Raw genomic sequence first — 16612 nt, 5'->3', positions numbered from 1 at the left:
GCTAAGCCGCCAGATCAGCCACCAGCGCATCAAGCACGAGCGCGCCATCTGGCGTTGCACGGATGAAGCTTCCATCCATTTTTTCGATCATGCCCGATGCGACCAGCCTTTCAAGACGCTTGCGATCAATATCGTGGCCGGTCAGACGCTGATAACGCGCAAGATCAATGCCTTCGCGCAACCGCAAGCCCATCATCAGAAATTCATCGCCCTGCGGTTCACCATCGAGATGTTCTTCCTCGATAATACCGTGACCGTGACTTGCCACTTTTTCCAGCCATGTTTCCGGGTGCTTTTCGGTCATTGTAACGGTGCGCAAGCCGTTTTCGACAAAACGTCCATGCGCGCCGGGGCCGATACCAACATATTGCCCATAACGCCAATAAACCAGATTATGCTGGGATTCACGTCCCGGCACCGCATGGTTTGAAATCTCATAGGCCGGAAGACCATGTTCCGCGGTGATCTTTTGCGTTTCTTCATAAAGAGCGGCGGCATGATCCGGATCCGGCGTGGTGAGCTTGCCCGCCTTCCAGAGATTATAGAACTGTGTGCCTTCTTCGATTGTCAGCTGGTAGAGCGAGAGATGATCGGCAGCAAGACCGATGGCTTCTTTCAGCTCCTCACGCCAGGCTTCAATCGTCTGATTGGGACGTGCATAGATGAGATCGAAAGACAGACGCGGGAAAATTTCACGCGCAAGCCGGATTGCGGCCTTGGCTTCTTCAACCGAATGCATTCGCCCAAGACGGCGCAGATCAGGATCGTTCAGTGCCTGGATGCCAAGCGAAACGCGATTGACGCCGGCTGCACGATAGCCGCGGAAACGATCAGCTTCCACGCTTGTCGGATTGGCTTCCAGTGTCACTTCAATATCGGGCGCGACAGTCCAGCGCGACGCAATACCATCAAGCAGGCTGCCAACCGTCGAGGGCTGCATCAGCGACGGCGTACCGCCGCCCAGAAAGATGCTGGTGACGGTGCGCGGGCCTGTGCGGGCGCGCAATGTGTCCATCTCACGGTTGAAAGCTTCCGCGAAGCGTGGCTGGTCAACCGGCTGATGGCGTACATGGCTGTTAAAGTCGCAATACGGACATTTTGCCAGACAGAACGGCCAGTGCAAATAAACGCCAAACGCCGTTTCTCCATCTGCGCGCGCAATTGGTAGAATATTCGCTGAAGCGTCAGGTGGAGAAAAATGATGGTTCATTCGGGCATATCCGAAACAACACCGAGCGCCTTTTCCGCAAACAGCTTGAAGGCACGCGCACGATGCGAAAGCGCGGACGCGTCGCCCGGCGTCCAGCCGTGCTTCTCGTCAGCAGTCATTTCGCCGAAGGTCTTTTCATAGCCTTCCGGCTTGAATACCGGATCATAACCGAAGCCAATATCGCCGCGCGGAGGCCAGATCAGTGTGCCTTCCACTTCACCGCGGTAATATTGTGCTTCACCATCCGGCCATGCAAGGCAGATAACCGAAACAAAGCGCGCCTTACGCTCGGCAGGGGTGAGAGCACCCTTTTCCTGCAGAAGATCTTCAACCTTCTGCATCGCCATATTGAAATCGCGCGTGCCGTCTTCGGTCTCCGCCCAGTCAGCAGTGTAAACGCCGGGATTGCCATCAAGCGCGTCAACCATCATGCCAGAATCGTCAGACAGAGAAGGCAAACCTGTGGCTTCTGCTGCGGCCAGTGCCTTAATATAGGCATTCTGCTCAAACGTCGTTCCGGTTTCTTCCGGCTCCGGCAGGCCGAGAGCCGCAACAGAACTGACCTCGAAGCCAAATGGGGCGATCAGCCCATCGAATTCGCGCAATTTGCCTGCATTGTGCGATGCAACGATCAGTTTGCCTTTTTCAAGCACCCGCATTTTTTAACTCCAAAGTTTCGGCTCAGCGAATTCCAGCGAATTGCCGGAGGGATCGCGAAAATAAATCGAACGTGCGCCATTGGGCCATTCGAAATCAGACTCGATAGCAATCCCGTGCTTTTCGAGATAGCTGCACCAGTCGTCAAGCTCATGACGTGTGGCTGCAAAACAGACATGCCCTGCACCGATCGTCCCATGCGGTGGCACCGGCAGCGATCCGGGCGCGGGTGGCTTCAAAGTTTCTTCCGCCTTAAACAACAGTAAAATACCGTCGCCACAGCGGAAGAATGCATTGCGTTCACTGACCTTGCCCACCGGCTCAAGCCCGATGATATCGCGATAAAACGAAATCGCCTCAGCAACATCACGGACATAGAGCGCGGTTTCAAGAATGCGGGATGCCTGCATTTTCGGCCACCTCTTTCATGGAGATGGCCTTAACTATCAGGCAAGTGCTGCCTTCTGCAACTCGACGAGCTGATTAATGCCGCCGCGTGCAAGCTTCATAAGCGCTGCAAACTCTTCTTCCGAGAATGGTGCGCCTTCAGCTGTACCCTGAATTTCGACAATGCCGCCCTTGCCGGTCATCACGAAATTGCTGTCGGTTTCTGCCGCCGAATCCTCGACATAATCGAGATCAAGCACAGGCTGACCTTCGTGGATGCCGCAGGAAATGGCCGCAATATGATCTTTAAGCACCTTCTCAAAGCGGATCATCTGCCGCGCTTCCATCCAGCGCAGGCAATCATAAAGGGCAACCCAACCGCCGGTGATCGCAGCTGTACGGGTGCCGCCATCCGCCTGAATGACATCGCAGTCAACCGTGATCTGGAATTCGCCAAGTGCCTGAAGATCAACCACTGCGCGCAGCGAACGACCGATAAGGCGCTGGATTTCCTGCGTACGACCACCCTGCTTTCCAGCGGCTGCTTCACGGCGCATACGGTCGCCGGTCGAACGTGGCAACATGCCATATTCTGCAGTGACCCAGCCCTTGCCTGAATTGCGCATCCAGCCCGGCACCTTTTCTTCAAGGCTTGCCGTGCACAGAACGTGGGTGTCGCCGAACTTGACGAGGCACGAGCCTTCCGCATGTTTGGAGACGCCGCGCTCAAAAGAGACGGCACGCATTTCATCAGCAGCGCGCTTGGATGGACGCATCGTATTTCCTCAATTCGTTTTTCGTTGCGGCTTTTTAGGCTTGTCGCGCTCGAATGAAAAGGAATTTCGCAGTATCTTACAACAGAGGTGTTGAGAGAGGTGAAACTGTAAACCCAAACCCTTTGACGCATCGGGTTGCTCGCTTATATTTATAGTCTGCAATTCAAAGGGTTCGCATTGAGACCATGATCAAGTCACCGGAACATCAGCTGCTTAATGCACTCGACCAGCGGTCGCGCGATATTTTCCGGCTGATCGTCGACAGTTACCTCAATGATGGCGATCCGGTCGGGTCGCGCAACCTGTCGCGCCTGCTGCCGCATAGTCTTTCGCCGGCCACCATTCGCAATGTGATGAGCGACCTTGAGCATCTTGGCCTCATCTATGCACCGCATATTTCCGCCGGGCGTCTGCCAACCCAGATCGGTCTGCGCTTCTTTGTCGATGCTTTCATGGAAGTGGGCGACCTGCCGCCTGATGAACGCTCCTCCATTGAGGCACAGGTGCGTTCGGCAGGCATGAACAATTCGGTAGAGAGCGTGCTGACAGAAGCCAGTCAGGTTCTTTCGGGCCTTTCGCGTGGTGCTGGCCTTGTGCTTGCAACCAAGGCCGAAGGTGCCCTCAAACATATCGAATTCGTGCGTCTTGAACCGACCCGCGCGCTTGCCGTGCTGGTGATGCAGAATGGCGATGTCGAGAATCGCGTTGTGAACCTGCCTGCTGGTATCTCCGCTTCGCAGCTGGTGGAGGCTTCCAACTTTCTCAACGCGCATATTCATGGCCACACACTGTCGGAAGCGAAATCGGAGCTGGAAAAGCTGTCGGAAGAAACCAGACAGGAACTTGATCAGCTCTCGCAGGAACTTGTTGCACAGGGACTGGCTGTGTGGAGCGGTGCGGGTTCTGACCAGCCTGCACGCCTCATCGTGCGCGGTCGTGCCAACCTGCTTGAGAACATTCATGCACAGGAAGATATTGAGCGCCTGCGCCACCTGTTCGACGACCTCGAAACCAAGGACGGCATGATCCAGCTCCTCGATCTGGCTGAATCGGGTTCTGGTGTGCGAATTTTCATCGGCTCGGAGAACAAGCTGTTCTCGCTCTCCGGTTCATCGCTGGTGGTCGCGCCTTATCGTGACAGCGAACAGCGTGTTGTTGGCGCTCTGGGCGTCATTGGACCAACCCGGCTCAACTATGCCCGCATCGTGCCGATGGTCGACTACACCGCGCAGATTGTCTCCCGATTGCTGCGCTAATTTCTGATATGAAGTGTCAGACTTGCCAAGGCTAAGAAATTAGACCTTGATTTTAACGCCGCGAAACTCGATATCCGGCCCAAACACTATTCAAGACGGAAGAAGCATTATGGCTGATGAAAAGAATACACCCGAAAACCCCGATCTTGAGCAGCGCGATATCAACAATCCTCGTGATCGTGATGCGCTGAAGCGTGCTGCCGACGATTTTCTGAAAAGCCGCAAGGCTGAGGCACGCGCCGAGGTCGAAGAAGAAGCTGTTGACACCGAGAGCCTGGCTGCAAACACCATTGCAGCACTTGAAGCCGACAATGCAGAACTGAAAGATCAGATGCTGCGTCTCGTTGCAGAGATGGAAAACCTGCGCAAGCGCACACAGCGCGACGTGCAGGACGCACGCACCTATGCTGTGACAAATTTTGCCCGCGACATGCTCTCGGTTTCCGACAATCTGAGCCGCGCACACGAAGCCATTCCTGCCGACGCGCTGGAAAGCGACGCCAACCTCAAGTCGCTTGCCGAAGGTGTGGAAATGACCGAACGCGCCATGCTTCAGGCTTTGGAGCGTCACGGCGTGACCAAGCTTAACCCTGAAGGCGAAAAGTTCGACCCGAACTTCCATCAGGCTATTTTCGAAGTGCCTAACCCTGATCTGCCAGCCAATACGGTCGTGCAGGTCATGCAGGCCGGATACGCCATCGGTGACCGCGTGTTGCGTCCGGCGATGGTTGGCGTTTCCAAGGGCGGTCCAAAGGCTGCCGCCGAGACGGCACCTGAAAGCAATGCTTGATTAGCATTTCCAGTAAAAGCGCGAAGCGCCTCCGCAGGGAAATCAGTTCGCCGGACTGATTTCTTTTCCTGCTGCGATGCGTGGGATAATGCGATAAAAACAAAGAGAAAGAGCGGCGTGTTCATCGCCGCTCTTTCTTTTTGCCGCTATCCATTGGACTATCGACACACTAGAGCGTGTCGTTGTTAATTGTATCTGCTGCACCCGCTCTATCTCTTTATTTTGCGCATGTCGTTATCGGATCGTAGCGGGAACAGAAATCAGTCCAGTGGACTGATTTCCCTGCGAAGGCGGTCCCCACTTTTCCGCGACATGCTTTATCAGCTGGGAGGCCGTGCGTGACGATCTTTGATTTTGCAAACTTTGCAGGGGTTTTCGTCTTCGCTGCCACCGGCGCTCTCGCCGCATCACGCCGTCAGCTCGATATTATCGGCTTCATCTTTCTCGCCAATGTGACTGGCATCGGCGGCGGTACGATGCGCGACCTGGTGCTGGGCGCACCGGTTTTCTGGGTAGTTGAGCCGTTTTATCTGCTGGCAGGAACGTCTGCCGCCATCATCGTCTATTTCACCGCACATCTGGTCGAATCACGCTACAGGCTTTTGCTGTGGTTCGATGCCATCGGCTTGTCAGCCTATACGGTTGTGGGTGCGGCCAAAGGCTTGGCACTCGGCTTTGGACCATCCGTTGCCATCGTCACCGGCATTTTTACGGCAACGCTTGGCGGCATTTTGCGCGACATGGTGGCAGGCGAGCCATCCGTGCTTATGCGGCGCGAGATCTATGTCAGCGCAGCTCTTGCCGGTGCATGTCTTTATGTGGTGCTAGAACGCTTGGGGATTGATCCGATTTTTGCAGCGCTTGCGGCCGCACTCACAGCCTTTATCGTGCGCGGCGGTGCGCTTTATTTCGGCTGGAATCTACCGGTCTATAAAAGCCGTCCCGGCCGCACAGAGGAGGAACTCAAGCGCGACCGGATTGTCCGGATTGATCAGTAGAGCGGTTCCAGGTCACACTGAACATTGAAACCGATCTATCTCTTTGTTTTTATAGAATTATCCCACGCAAAACCGCTTCGCACTTTTGCTGGAAATACTCTAATCAAATAAGCTTGGCCTGCGTCGCTACAGCCTTCAGATCGACCAGCGGACGTGGTCCCATCTGCTGAATAATCATACCGGCTGCAAGCGAACCTAAGCGCGCGCAATCTTCAAGCGAACGGTCCTTGGTGTAGCCATAAAGGAAACCGGCGGCATAAAGATCACCCGCACCTGTGGTATCGATCAGCTCTTCGATCTCAATTGCTGGCACATGCAGCGTCTGATCGGCAGTGATGACGATCGCGCCCTTTTCCGAGCGTGTGACGACTGCCAGCGGGCAATCCTTGCGGATGGCTTCTACAGCTTCATCAAGCGACTTGGTCTGATAGAGCGACTTGGCTTCGTCTTCATTGGCGAAAACGATATCGACCGTGCGGCTGCGCATAAGATCAAGAAACTCATCACGATAGCGATCAACGCAGAATGGATCTGACAGGGTCATGGCAACCTGACGGCCGTGCTCATGCGCAATCTTGGAAGCCAGAACAATGGCTTCCTTGGCGCGTGGCGGGTCCCACAAATACCCTTCAAAATAGGTGACGCGGGCATCGGCAACTTTGGAGGTTTCGACATCTTCCGGCCCAAGCTCGACGCAGGCACCCAGATAGGTGTTCATCGAACGCTCGCCATCCGCGGTTACGAAAATCATGGAACGGGCAGTCGGTGAGCCTTTTTCCAGTGCGCGTGTATCGAATGCTACGCCCTGTGCGCGAATATCATGGGAAAAAACCCGGCCAAGATGGTCTGTTGCAACCTTACCAAAAAAGGCGGAACGCCCACCGAGGCTCGCAACGCCTGCAGCGGTATTACCAGCACTACCACCCGACATTTCCGTGACCTGACCTTTAATACGGCCATAGAGCAGTTCTGCCCGGTCGCCATCAATCAGGTTCATCGCGCCTTTGATGATGCCATTTGTTTCAAGGAATGCATCTTCCGTGCGCGAGATAATATCGACAATGGCGTTGCCAATGCAAAGAACGTCGAATGTAGCCATGAGCTGATCTGGGGCTCCCCTTTTTGTCTGTTGCCCGCCTCTGTCCAAGGCATTCAGGCAACGGTACGGCGGCAGTCATGTGGGGCCGGTTTAGCCTTTTGCAAGTGCTTTGACCACCCTGTTAAGCCTGCCTCCTGTGGGTAGCGCATATTGTACCGATCCATCGGCCTTCCTATTTTGATCGCATAAGATCACCGAAAGTGAGCCTGAATGATCATTGAAGCGGCAATAAAAGCCCTTAAACGCCTTCCAACGCCGGAGTTTCGTTCGGTTTTGTGGAAAACACTGGGTTTGACGCTCTTGTTGCTGATCGGGCTTTGGGTCGGAATTCGTCAATTATTTTTTACTTTAGCCTGGCCGTGGATGGCCCAATTGTTGCCCGGAATGCCCGAATGGGCTGGCTGGCTCGGTATTGCTGCAGCCATTGTTGCAGGTCTTGGACTGGCGCTCGTTCTCGCTTTAATGATTGCACCCGTCACCGCACTTGTAGCCGGTATCTTCCTTGATGATGTTGCGGACGTCGTTGAACGTGAAGACTATCCCGGTGAGCCCGCAGGCACGCCCCTGCCGCTGGGCCGTTCCGTTGTGGTGTCGCTCAAGTTTCTGGGCGTGGTCATTCTCGGCAATATCGCAGCACTTTTTCTGCTCTTCGTACCCGGCATCAATCTGATCGCCTTTTTTGTGATCAACGCCTATTTGCTGGGGCGGGAATTCTTTGAATTTGCCGCGATGCGTTATCGGTCCGAGAGCGAGGCCAAGGCACTACGCTCGCAATATGGGGTGACGGTCTTCCTCGCGGGGTTGGTCATTGCGGGATTTCTCGCGATCCCGATCGTCAATCTGCTGACGCCGCTGTTTGCGGCTGCGATGATGATTCATCTGCACAAGGCAATTTCGCAGCGAGAAATTTTAAAACTGCGGCGGTAACGGAATGAGCGCTGCGGGTACGTCACAGGTCTTTCCGGGATATTTGCAGATATCAGCGATCACGCAATTCTCGCATTCAGGCTTGCGCGCCTTACAGGTGTAACGCCCGTGCAGGATGAGCCAGTGATGCGCGTGAAACAGATATTCTTTCGGAATAACCCGCATCAGAATAGCTTCTATCGCATCCGGCGTCTTGGCTGGTGCAAGACCAATCCGATTGCCGATGCGCAGGATATGCGTGTCCACAGCCATGGTTGAGTGGCCAAAAGCCATGCTCAACACCACATTGGCGGTCTTTCGGCCAACGCCCGGCAACTTCACCAACTCGTCGCGATCATCCGGGACTTCACCACCATAATCGCGGATAAGCGCTTCGGACAATAGAATGACGTTTTTCGCCTTGTTGCGCCAAAGACCGATGGTGCGGATATAATTGCCAACCGTGTCTTCGCCCAGCGCCAGCATTTTTTGCGGCGTGTCGGCAACCGCAAAAAGCGCACGGGTAGCCTTGTTCACTCCCACGTCTGTTGCCTGTGCCGACAAGACGACGGCGACGAGAAGCGTGAAGGCATTCACATGTTCGAGCTCACCCTTTGGTTCGGGGCGCAAAATGGAAAAGCGGCGGAAAATCTCGTGGATTTCATCAGCCGTGTAGAGCGTGCCTGCAACCCGACGCGGGCGACGAACCCGAGTTGTCGCTGCGTCATTCACGGGCGATTTGATTTTGGCGTTTTCCATTTTGTCTCTATACTTGGCTCCATCCGCGGAAAACAGTTCACAGCTTGACGCAGCCCGGAGCAAATGTGCATGCAGCATCCAGACGGCGCAAATCCAGACAGATTTGATACCCCAATTTTTGAAGCTCTGCTGACGCCTTATCGCTCATTGGGACGAACGGGTTTTCGTGTGTTGATGGGCGCCATGATCTGCTGCTGGCTGTTTGTCTGCATATTATTCTGGTCAATAGGCGCTTGGCCGATCATCGGCTTTTTTGGCCTCGATGTGCTGGCAATCTATCTGGCTTTTCGCTGGAACTACCACGCGGCCAAGGCACGCGAGGAAATATCCGTTTCACGGTCAGAACTCTCCATCCGAAAATACGAAGCCTCCGGCAAAATGACCAGCCATCTGTTTCATCCGTTCTGGACACGATTTAATGTCGCCAGAAAACCGGATATCGGCATCACGACGATGCATGTTGAAAGTCGTCAGAACAGTGTTCTCGTCGGTGGTTTTCTCAATCCCGATGATCGTGAGAGCTTCGCCACGGCTTTCGGCAATGCGTTAAGCGAAGCGCGACGCTGACATCGGCACTCAGTTTTCCACATATGTTGACGGCTTTTGCTTCCAGGGCATCAGTTTTAGGATGCTTTGAGGGGAATCCACTTTCGGCCCTTGAAGTCCGGCTTTTCACAAGCCATATCAGTTGAGTGAAAGATACGCCGAAAGGGTGCTTTCCATAACGGTCGCTTCTTACCAAGGACTGATGCAATGACAAGAATGACTCCGTTTTCGAGCCCTCTATTGCTGGGCTTCGACACAATGGAAAAGACGCTGGAACGGATTGCCAAATCCGGCGACGGCTACCCGCCCTATAACATTGAACGTCTGCGTGGCGAGACGGGATCTGAACGGTTGCGCATTACGCTTGCGGTAGCAGGCTTCGCCAGTGACGATCTTGAGGTCATGACTGAAGACAATCAGCTCGTAATCCGTGGACGCCAGAGCGACGATACCGAACGCGAGTTTCTGCACCGTGGCATTGCTGCCCGTCAGTTTCAGCGCGTCTTTGTTCTGGCAGATGGGATGCGGGTCGTCGGTTGTGATCTGAAAAATGGCCTGCTTGCCATTGATCTCGACAGACCTGAACCAGAACGCCTTATCAAACGTATAAATATAGCAGTGAAGGAATGATCCCGGTTCAGACTGGGTTCATGCTGAAATCGCTATAATGGAATTGTTAAGCTCTTAAGCAGTATGATCGCAAATGATGTGCTGCGAAATTGGAGGCTAAGACCATGGACAGACACATTCTCACTGAACATGAATTCGCTCATCTGGGTGAAGGTGAATTGGCTTACGTGCGCAAGATTCGTTCCGACGATCTTACCCGCAGCTTCCCTGCCCTTCCCCCAATCGCTCCAGGTCTTGAACTCTGGGCGCTGTTTGGAGCCACCGGCGAACCCATCGTTCTTTCCGATGTACGCGCCACCGCGTTGCAGGGCGCGCATGAACACGAATTGCGCACCGTGATGCTGCATTAAGAAGTTTCGCGACCGAAACCGCTGCTATTTCGGGCTTTTCTCCGAAGCAAATTCGGTCGGATAAAATGCATAAGGCCGCCGTTCTCTAAAGAATGGCGGCCTTGCTTGTTTAAACGGGACAGTATCAGGCAGCGTTGGTCGCAGGCTGTGCTGTCAGGAATGAATAAAGTGCCTGGGCATCATGGGTGCCGCGCAGCTTGGCAACGGTATCTGCATCGCGCAACATGCGCGCAATACGCGACAATGCTTTCAGGTGATCGGCGCCAGCATTTTCCGGTGCAAGGAGCAAGAAGACGAGATCGACGGGCTGATCGTCCAGTGCTTCAAAATCCACTGGCGTTTCAAGGCGCGCAAAAATTCCTGCAATCTTGTCAATGCTTGCCAGCTTGCCGTGAGGAATGGCCACGCCATTGCCAACCCCGGTCGAACCGAGGCGTTCACGCTGGAGAATTGTTTCGAAAACTTCACGCTCAGGGAGACCGGTCAGTTCCGCGGCCTTTTCAGACAAAATCTGCAAAAGCTGCTTTTTGGAGCTGGCTTTCAGCGCAGGGATAATCGCCCCTGGCTGAATCAGATCACTAAGATCCATTCTCTCCGTTCCTTCTTCAATCAGGCCATCGAAGGCCCGGTTTAGGGAAGCGCACGACAGCGGAAAACTGCGTGCGCTTCAGGTTTGCCGTCAAGCGCGGGGAGCGGCCTGGCGGGTAACCGTCGATGGGTCCACCCAGCCGATATTGCCGTCCGCACGACGGTACACGATATTCACTTCATCATTGCCTGCATTGCGGAATACCAGGACCGGGTTTTCGATCAGGTCAAGTTCCACAACCGCCGACGCTACCGAGAGGGTGCGAAGGGCAACAGACGATTCCGCAACGATAGTCGGTGCGTAATCAACCGGAAGGTCCTCCTCTTCTTCCGGCAGCGGTGCCATAACACGATATGCCACATCATCATAGATCGCATTTGGTGCGGTCGCAGGGCGCGATTTCAAACGGCGCTTGTAACGACGCAAGCGTGTTTCAATCTTGTCTGCAGCCGCATCGAAAGCCAGTTGCGGATCCTGCGCATCTCCGGTGCTCTGCAAAGTGGCACCGCTATCAAGATGCAAGGTACAATCCGCGCTGAATCGCGACCCGGACTTGGTGACCGTTACCTGCCCGGAAAAGCCATGATCAAAATATTTGCCGACCGCTTCGTTAACCCGATCAATAATCCGGGTCGTGAAAGCTTCACCGACGTCCATATGCTTTCCAGATACACGCAGAGTCATTTGGTACACCTCATTTGCGTTACACAACAGGACGTAGTCTAACCATAAGGCGAGCGAAGCGCAAAGCGAACCAGCATCAAATCTGCTTTTCGTCCTGTGCTTATTTTAGCCCCGTTTCCTGCAGTCTGAAAAAGCGCCAAAGCCCCATTCCCGATCATTGCCATCCACGCGGCCAGTCGAATAATTTTCCGTCATATGTTTTCAACCACATGCCGGAAGGATCGCTGCACATCGTTCTCTTATGTAACGCTGAAAACGCCGAAGCGTTTCCCGAAATATTACCTTGCCTTTCGTTTAAACAATCGGACACCGGTTAACGGTCTTTACGGGTGCATATCGCAATGCGAGCGGGGCTTCTATTGACTGAAACGTAAATTGTCAATCGCAGCTTTTACCAGCCCGATCCTCGCGCGTTGCTCATCCCCCTCCAGTCGAAAATGAATTATCCTGTCTTCGCGAATTAGAATTCACTAAAATTCAGAACAGTTTCATCACGTTAATTCAGATTGGCATTCTTGTAATGCGTGGCGGCAATCTTACGGATAGTCTTTTTCAACCTGCAGACGATCTAGCTTTCTTTTCGCGTCTGCGCTGAACTGATGAAGCAATATTCATCGATTCACGATATTTCGCGACTGTTCTTCGCGCGATATCCACACCGTCCTTTTTCAAGGCATCAACGATGGCATCGTCAGACAGCACGTCATCGGGCTTCTCCGCATCAATCATCTGACGGATACGATGGCGCACACTTTCAGATGAATGCGCGTCACCACCTTCCGACGAAGCGATGGAAGCGGTGAAGAAATAGCGCAATTCAAACACGCCGCGCGGTGTCGCCATGAATTTGTTTGCGGTGACACGGCTGATGGTGGATTCATGCATCCCCACAGCATCAGCGACGATACGCAGGTTCAAAGGCTTGAGATGGGTCACGCCGTGGCGCAGAAAGCCGTCCTGCTGGCGAATTATTTCCTGTGTCACTTTCAGGATCGTGCGAGCGCGCTGATCGAGGCTGCGTACCAACCAGCTGGCCGACTGCATGCAATCGGACAGGAATGTCTTTTCCTCAGCTTTTACCGAGGTGCTGACTTCCGCATAATATTCATTGTTGACGATCAGACGCGGCATTGCTTCGGGGTTGAGTTCAATCGCCCAGCCATCGTCGCTTGATCGTGATACCAGTACATCAGGAACGATGACATCTGCGACCGACACTTCAAACTGTGTGCCGGGCTTGGGATCAAGCGCCCGGATCTCGCCAAGCATATCCAGGAGATCAGCCTGATCGACGCCGCAGAGTTTTTTCAGCGTTGCAAAATCTCGCCGCGCAAGCAGTTCAAGATTATTGATCAGCGCCTCCATGGCCGGATCAAACCGGTCCTTGAGGCGCAGCTGGATCGCCAGGCATTCACGCAGATCACGCGCGAAAATCCCCGCAGGATCAAAGCTTTGCATCTCGTGAAGCACGCGCTCAACATGGGCGGTTTCAACGCCGAGATTTTGCGCAAGCAGTGAAGTGTCGGCACGCAGATAACCGCTTTCATCCAAAGCATCGGCAAGTGCGGTTGCGATGAAACGATCAGCAGCAGTGGCGAAAGACAAGGTGATCTGTTCGGCTACATGGGTGCTTAACGAAGGGCGGCTCGCTGTGACCTGATCAATGTCGTAGCTGCCGCCAGCGCCGAAGCTTTCGCCACCGGTCGTTTTCCATTGCGGGTCGAGTGTACTGCTCGCGTCGTCACTGCGACCGGGGTCATCGGGGAAGATGTTTTCGAGCGAACTGTCAAAGGTCGACGAGAGATTTTGCGCGTCATCAACCGTATCGGTCTTGAACCAGTCTTCATCGGATGAGGTTTCCGCCGAAGCTCCGTCATCGCTGTCCCGAGGAGGTTCGGCGTCTGCAAAATCATCATTCGCTGCCTCAATTCTGTCCAGCAGCGGGTTTTTCTCGATCTCCAGATCGATGAACTGCTCCAGCTCGATATGCGTCATCTGCAACAACTTGATGGACTGCATCAACTGCGGAGTCATCACCAGCGATTGCGATTGACGAAAATCTAGCTTCGGCGAGAGTGCCATTCGTTGTTTTATTTCCCCGTTTTTTGCCCGTGCCAGCCTGTTAGACCGCCGCTCGCCCTTTTGGGCGCGCAAAGCTCGCTCTAACACTTTATATTTACAGCATAATTTACCTCAAACTGATTCAAGTTTGAGGAATTATGCTGTAGCCGCTAGCAAAGTCGCCTTTATATGAATTGTTTTCGACCAAGGCGTTCCAATTATCAAAACTGGTATGAACCTTGCTTGTCAATTCAGAATGTGCGTTTTTCGGACAAAAGGGGAAAATAGTCGCAAGAATGCCGCGCTTTGCAAAAGCAGCGCGGCAAGCTTCACTCGAAAATGAGAATATGCTCCGGCAAACAATACCGGAACTGTAATTTACAGCGTGAACTGATCGCCGAGATAGAGCCTGCGCACGTCGGGGTTGGCGACGATTTCAGCAGGACGACCATGTGTCAGCACCTGACCGGCATGGATAATATAAGCACGATCAATAAGACCAAGCGTTTCACGGACATTGTGGTCCGTGATGAGCACGCCGATGCCACGGCTGGTCAGGTGACGCACGAGCTGCTGGATGTCCGACACCGCAATCGGGTCAACACCAGCGAAAGGTTCGTCGAGCAGCATGAAATTCGGACGTGAAGCAAGGGCGCGCGCAATTTCCAGACGACGACGTTCACCACCCGACAGGGAAATGGCAGGCGCCTTGCGCAGATGCGAAATATGAAACTCTTCGAGCAGAGCGTCGAGCTCCGTCGCGCGCTTCTTGCGGTCCTTCTCGACCACTTCCAGCACGGCCTTGATATTGTTTTCGACCGACAGGCCACGGAAAATCGAGGCTTCCTGCGGTAGATAGCCAATCCCAAGACGCGAACGGCGATACATCGGCATCGACGTCACATCGTAACCGTCGATTTCAATGGCACCAGCATCAGCCGGGACAAGACCCGTCACCATATAGAAGCATGTGGTCTTACCGGCACCGTTAGGGCCGAGAATGCCAACCGCTTCACCTGCACGTACGCCAAAAGACACACCGTTGACGACCTGTCGCCCGCGATAGCTCTTGCAAAGTCCACGAGCGACCAGCGTCCCTTTGAGACGCGTCGTCTTGCCAGGCTGAGATGGCATCACACCATCCGCACCCTCAGTAGCGGCTGCATTTTCAGAAATGGCCTGCTGCTCGTCGGCTTTCTTGTTCCAGAACAATCCCACGCGCGCTCCGGTTAATTGGACTTGGGCGCGCCACCGCCCTGCTGTTGATCCTTGGGAGCCATGATGATCGATACACGACCCTTGCTCTGGCCCTTGCAGCTTTCCAGGAAAGCCTTGCCCGTACCCATATTGGCCGTCAGCTTGCAACCGGTCGCAACATTGTCGCCATCGGTCAGCACGACTTTCTGGCCCTGAAGCACCATGACCTGGCTCTTGCCGTCATAAGTACCAGTGTCGCCAGTGGCGACCTGCGTGCCGGACTTGAGGTAAACCTTGCCGCTGATTTCAAGACGATCAATGCCTGAACCGCTCAGACCAGCGGTACCGCCAGCTGGCTGGCCACCTTGGCCTTGCGAGTCTTTGTTATAGAAGACGATCATTTTGCCGGACTTCAGAAGTGCGTCGCCCTGAACCACCGAAACATTGCCGGTAAAAATGGCTTTGCCTTCCTTGTCGAGCATTTCGAGCTTGTCAGCATCGATCTTGATCGGGCTCTTGCCGCCGGAAAGCTGGAGGCTGCCAAACGGCACCTGCTGGCCTTCCTGAGCCAGAGCAGAAACCGGCGCAACAACAAGGCCCAGCGCCAAAGCTGCAAATCCCATCCGCAATGTGCGGGTCTTCATGCTCTTGTTCATGTTGCCGGTCTCGCGTTCCATCATTCTCGAGCTCCCCTACAAATCCCATTCCCTGGAATCAGGCCGAGCGTATCAAATCCCTGCTCGACGCATAAACCTGTCCTAAAAGCGTATCAACCTTTCAGGCCAGCACCTCAAGCTATAATTAATCAGCCCCGATCTTAAACTTAACGCAGCCAGATAGAAATATCTGACTGCGCAGAAAAGAAACCAGAACCCGCAGAAACCTGCGTTAAACGATATCTGCTAAGCGCAGACTCTTTAAATCTTTGCCTTCAACACGCCCTGACGGAAAACCGGTTCCCACTTTTCCGCGACATACTTTAAGGCGTGTTGTTGCCCGAAACTGCACCGCCGTCAATGACAACACGCACCTTGTTTTCAAAGATCACGACTTTGCCGCTCTCTTTGATCTGCATGGTGTCGGCACTGATCTGCGTACTACCATTACGAATTTCAACCGGCTTGTCTGTCGTCACCTGACCGCTTTTGAGATTAACATCAGCGGATCGCATGACAGCATGCAGGCCTTCATTTGTCGTAACAGTAAAATCCTTATCAAGTTGCAAACGACCGTTCGCATTATCGTAAACGCCAGAAGCAGCTTCGACTTTTGCATTGCCATTATCGCCCACCGGCAACTCCGCAGAAATGCCTTCCAGCGCGATTGCGCCGCTATTCTTGGCATCCTGAATGGCCTTGGCCGCAATCATGGAATAAGGACGATTATCCTTGGTATAACCGTTGAGCTGTGGATTGCTCATGACGAGCTTGCCGCTCTCCCCGCCATTGTTCACTTCCACCTTCACAGGCGCGGCAGGCGTTGCGAGAAACGTGTACCAGGAGAAAACAGCTGCAAGCGCAATGGCCGCAACCGGCAGAGCGGTTTTGAGCACGCGTACGCGGATCGAATGACGCTGGGCAGCCTTAAACAGCGAAGCTGCCTTTTCAGACGCTCCAAAATGCATGCCACCGCCACTCGGTGCTGTTGTGGCAGCTCCCTGCGAAACATGAATATGTGGTGTGTCGGCGCTCATGGTCTTTTTCGATTACTCAATCTG

General features: G+C 53.9%; 19 protein-coding genes. 7 read left to right on the top strand and 12 right to left on the bottom strand.

The features are described 5' to 3' along the window. Nucleotide 1: 1 nt before the first annotated feature. Genes hemW through rph form a run of 4 tightly spaced genes read right to left on the bottom strand, consistent with a single transcriptional unit; the run spans nt 2 to nt 3030 of the window. Nucleotides 2-1210, bottom strand: a complete 1209-nt coding sequence (gene hemW, locus KMS41_00865) for a radical SAM family heme chaperone HemW (protein QWK77832.1) — start codon at nt 1208-1210, stop codon at nt 2-4. Continuing rightward, complete coding sequence (gene rdgB / locus KMS41_00860; GenBank protein ID QWK77831.1) at nt 1207-1869, bottom strand: RdgB/HAM1 family non-canonical purine NTP pyrophosphatase; 663 nt, start codon at nt 1867-1869, stop codon at nt 1207-1209. Before rdgB ends, hemW begins: the two co-directional genes overlap by 4 nt. A gap of 3 nt (nt 1870-1872) precedes the next feature. Further along, nucleotides 1873-2277 carry a VOC family protein gene (locus KMS41_00855; GenBank protein ID QWK77830.1) on the bottom strand — a complete coding sequence of 135 codons (405 nt, stop codon included), beginning with the start codon at nt 2275-2277 and terminating at the stop codon, nt 1873-1875. Between the two features lie 36 nt (nt 2278-2313). Continuing rightward, nucleotides 2314-3030 carry a ribonuclease PH gene (rph, locus tag KMS41_00850; GenBank protein ID QWK77829.1) on the bottom strand — a complete coding sequence of 239 codons (717 nt, stop codon included), beginning with the start codon at nt 3028-3030 and terminating at the stop codon, nt 2314-2316. Nucleotides 3031-3215: 185 nt separating this feature from the next. Between rph and hrcA the strand changes: the two genes are divergently transcribed. The 3 genes from hrcA (at nt 3216) to KMS41_00835 (ending at nt 6074) form a co-directional block, all read left to right on the top strand. Then, nucleotides 3216-4286, top strand: coding sequence for a heat-inducible transcriptional repressor HrcA (hrcA, locus tag KMS41_00845; GenBank protein QWK77828.1), 1071 nt, complete (start codon nt 3216-3218; stop codon nt 4284-4286). Nucleotides 4287-4395: 109 nt separating this feature from the next. Continuing rightward, on the top strand, nt 4396-5076 hold the full coding sequence (gene grpE, locus KMS41_00840) for a nucleotide exchange factor GrpE (protein ID QWK77827.1): 681 nt from the start codon (nt 4396-4398) through the stop codon (nt 5074-5076). Between the two features lie 338 nt (nt 5077-5414). Beyond that, nucleotides 5415-6074, top strand: coding sequence for a trimeric intracellular cation channel family protein (locus KMS41_00835; GenBank protein ID QWK77826.1), 660 nt, complete (start codon nt 5415-5417; stop codon nt 6072-6074). A gap of 103 nt (nt 6075-6177) precedes the next feature. On the opposite strand, the gene KMS41_00830 is transcribed toward KMS41_00835, so the two are convergent. Beyond that, entirely contained in the window at nt 6178-7173 is a 996-nt protein-coding gene (locus KMS41_00830; GenBank protein QWK77825.1) for an adenosine kinase, read from the bottom strand. 210 nt (nt 7174-7383) lie between these two features. On the opposite strand from KMS41_00830, the gene KMS41_00825 reads away from it, so the two are divergent. Next, nucleotides 7384-8100: a sulfate transporter family protein gene (locus tag KMS41_00825; GenBank protein ID QWK77824.1), complete on the top strand. Its 717-nt coding sequence runs from the start codon at nt 7384-7386 to the stop codon at nt 8098-8100. Here the strand turns inward: KMS41_00825 and nth are convergent. Next, nucleotides 8083-8838: an endonuclease III gene (gene nth / locus KMS41_00820; protein ID QWK77823.1), complete on the bottom strand. Its 756-nt coding sequence runs from the start codon at nt 8836-8838 to the stop codon at nt 8083-8085. The two genes, KMS41_00825 and nth, sit on opposite strands and share 18 nt — an antisense overlap. A 69-nt stretch (nt 8839-8907) precedes the next feature. Between nth and KMS41_00815 the strand changes: the two genes are divergently transcribed. The 3 genes from KMS41_00815 (at nt 8908) to KMS41_00805 (ending at nt 10364) form a co-directional block, all read left to right on the top strand. Beyond that, nucleotides 8908-9405: a DUF2244 domain-containing protein gene (locus tag KMS41_00815; GenBank protein QWK77822.1), complete on the top strand. Its 498-nt coding sequence runs from the start codon at nt 8908-8910 to the stop codon at nt 9403-9405. A gap of 186 nt (nt 9406-9591) precedes the next feature. After that, nucleotides 9592-10014, top strand: coding sequence for an Hsp20 family protein (locus KMS41_00810; GenBank protein ID QWK77821.1), 423 nt, complete (start codon nt 9592-9594; stop codon nt 10012-10014). 104 nt (nt 10015-10118) lie between these two features. Next, complete coding sequence (locus KMS41_00805) at nt 10119-10364, top strand: DUF1150 family protein (GenBank protein QWK77820.1); 246 nt, start codon at nt 10119-10121, stop codon at nt 10362-10364. A gap of 124 nt (nt 10365-10488) precedes the next feature. Here KMS41_00805 and ptsN read toward each other — a convergent pair whose 3' ends face one another. From ptsN to lptC, 6 genes are all read right to left on the bottom strand, one after another. After that, nucleotides 10489-10953: a PTS IIA-like nitrogen regulatory protein PtsN gene (gene ptsN, locus KMS41_00800; protein ID QWK77819.1), complete on the bottom strand. Its 465-nt coding sequence runs from the start codon at nt 10951-10953 to the stop codon at nt 10489-10491. Nucleotides 10954-11043: 90 nt separating this feature from the next. Then, nucleotides 11044-11637, bottom strand: coding sequence for a ribosome-associated translation inhibitor RaiA (gene raiA, locus KMS41_00795; GenBank protein ID QWK77818.1), 594 nt, complete (start codon nt 11635-11637; stop codon nt 11044-11046). Between the two features lie 552 nt (nt 11638-12189). Next, complete coding sequence (gene rpoN, locus KMS41_00790; protein ID QWK77817.1) at nt 12190-13719, bottom strand: RNA polymerase factor sigma-54; 1530 nt, start codon at nt 13717-13719, stop codon at nt 12190-12192. Nucleotides 13720-14076: 357 nt separating this feature from the next. Next, entirely contained in the window at nt 14077-14916 is an 840-nt protein-coding gene (lptB, locus tag KMS41_00785; GenBank protein QWK77816.1) for an LPS export ABC transporter ATP-binding protein, read from the bottom strand. A gap of 11 nt (nt 14917-14927) precedes the next feature. After that, nucleotides 14928-15572, bottom strand: coding sequence for an LPS ABC transporter substrate-binding protein LptA (locus KMS41_00780; protein QWK78729.1), 645 nt, complete (start codon nt 15570-15572; stop codon nt 14928-14930). A gap of 302 nt (nt 15573-15874) precedes the next feature. Then, nucleotides 15875-16588, bottom strand: a complete 714-nt coding sequence (gene lptC, locus KMS41_00775) for an LPS export ABC transporter periplasmic protein LptC (GenBank protein ID QWK77815.1) — start codon at nt 16586-16588, stop codon at nt 15875-15877. Between the last annotated feature and the right edge of the window lie 24 nt (nt 16589-16612).

The organism is Ochrobactrum sp. BTU1, assembly GCA_018798825.1.
In the GTDB taxonomy this organism is placed as follows: domain Bacteria; phylum Pseudomonadota; class Alphaproteobacteria; order Rhizobiales; family Rhizobiaceae; genus Brucella.
This window is presented reverse-complemented; position numbering and strand designations above follow the sequence as displayed.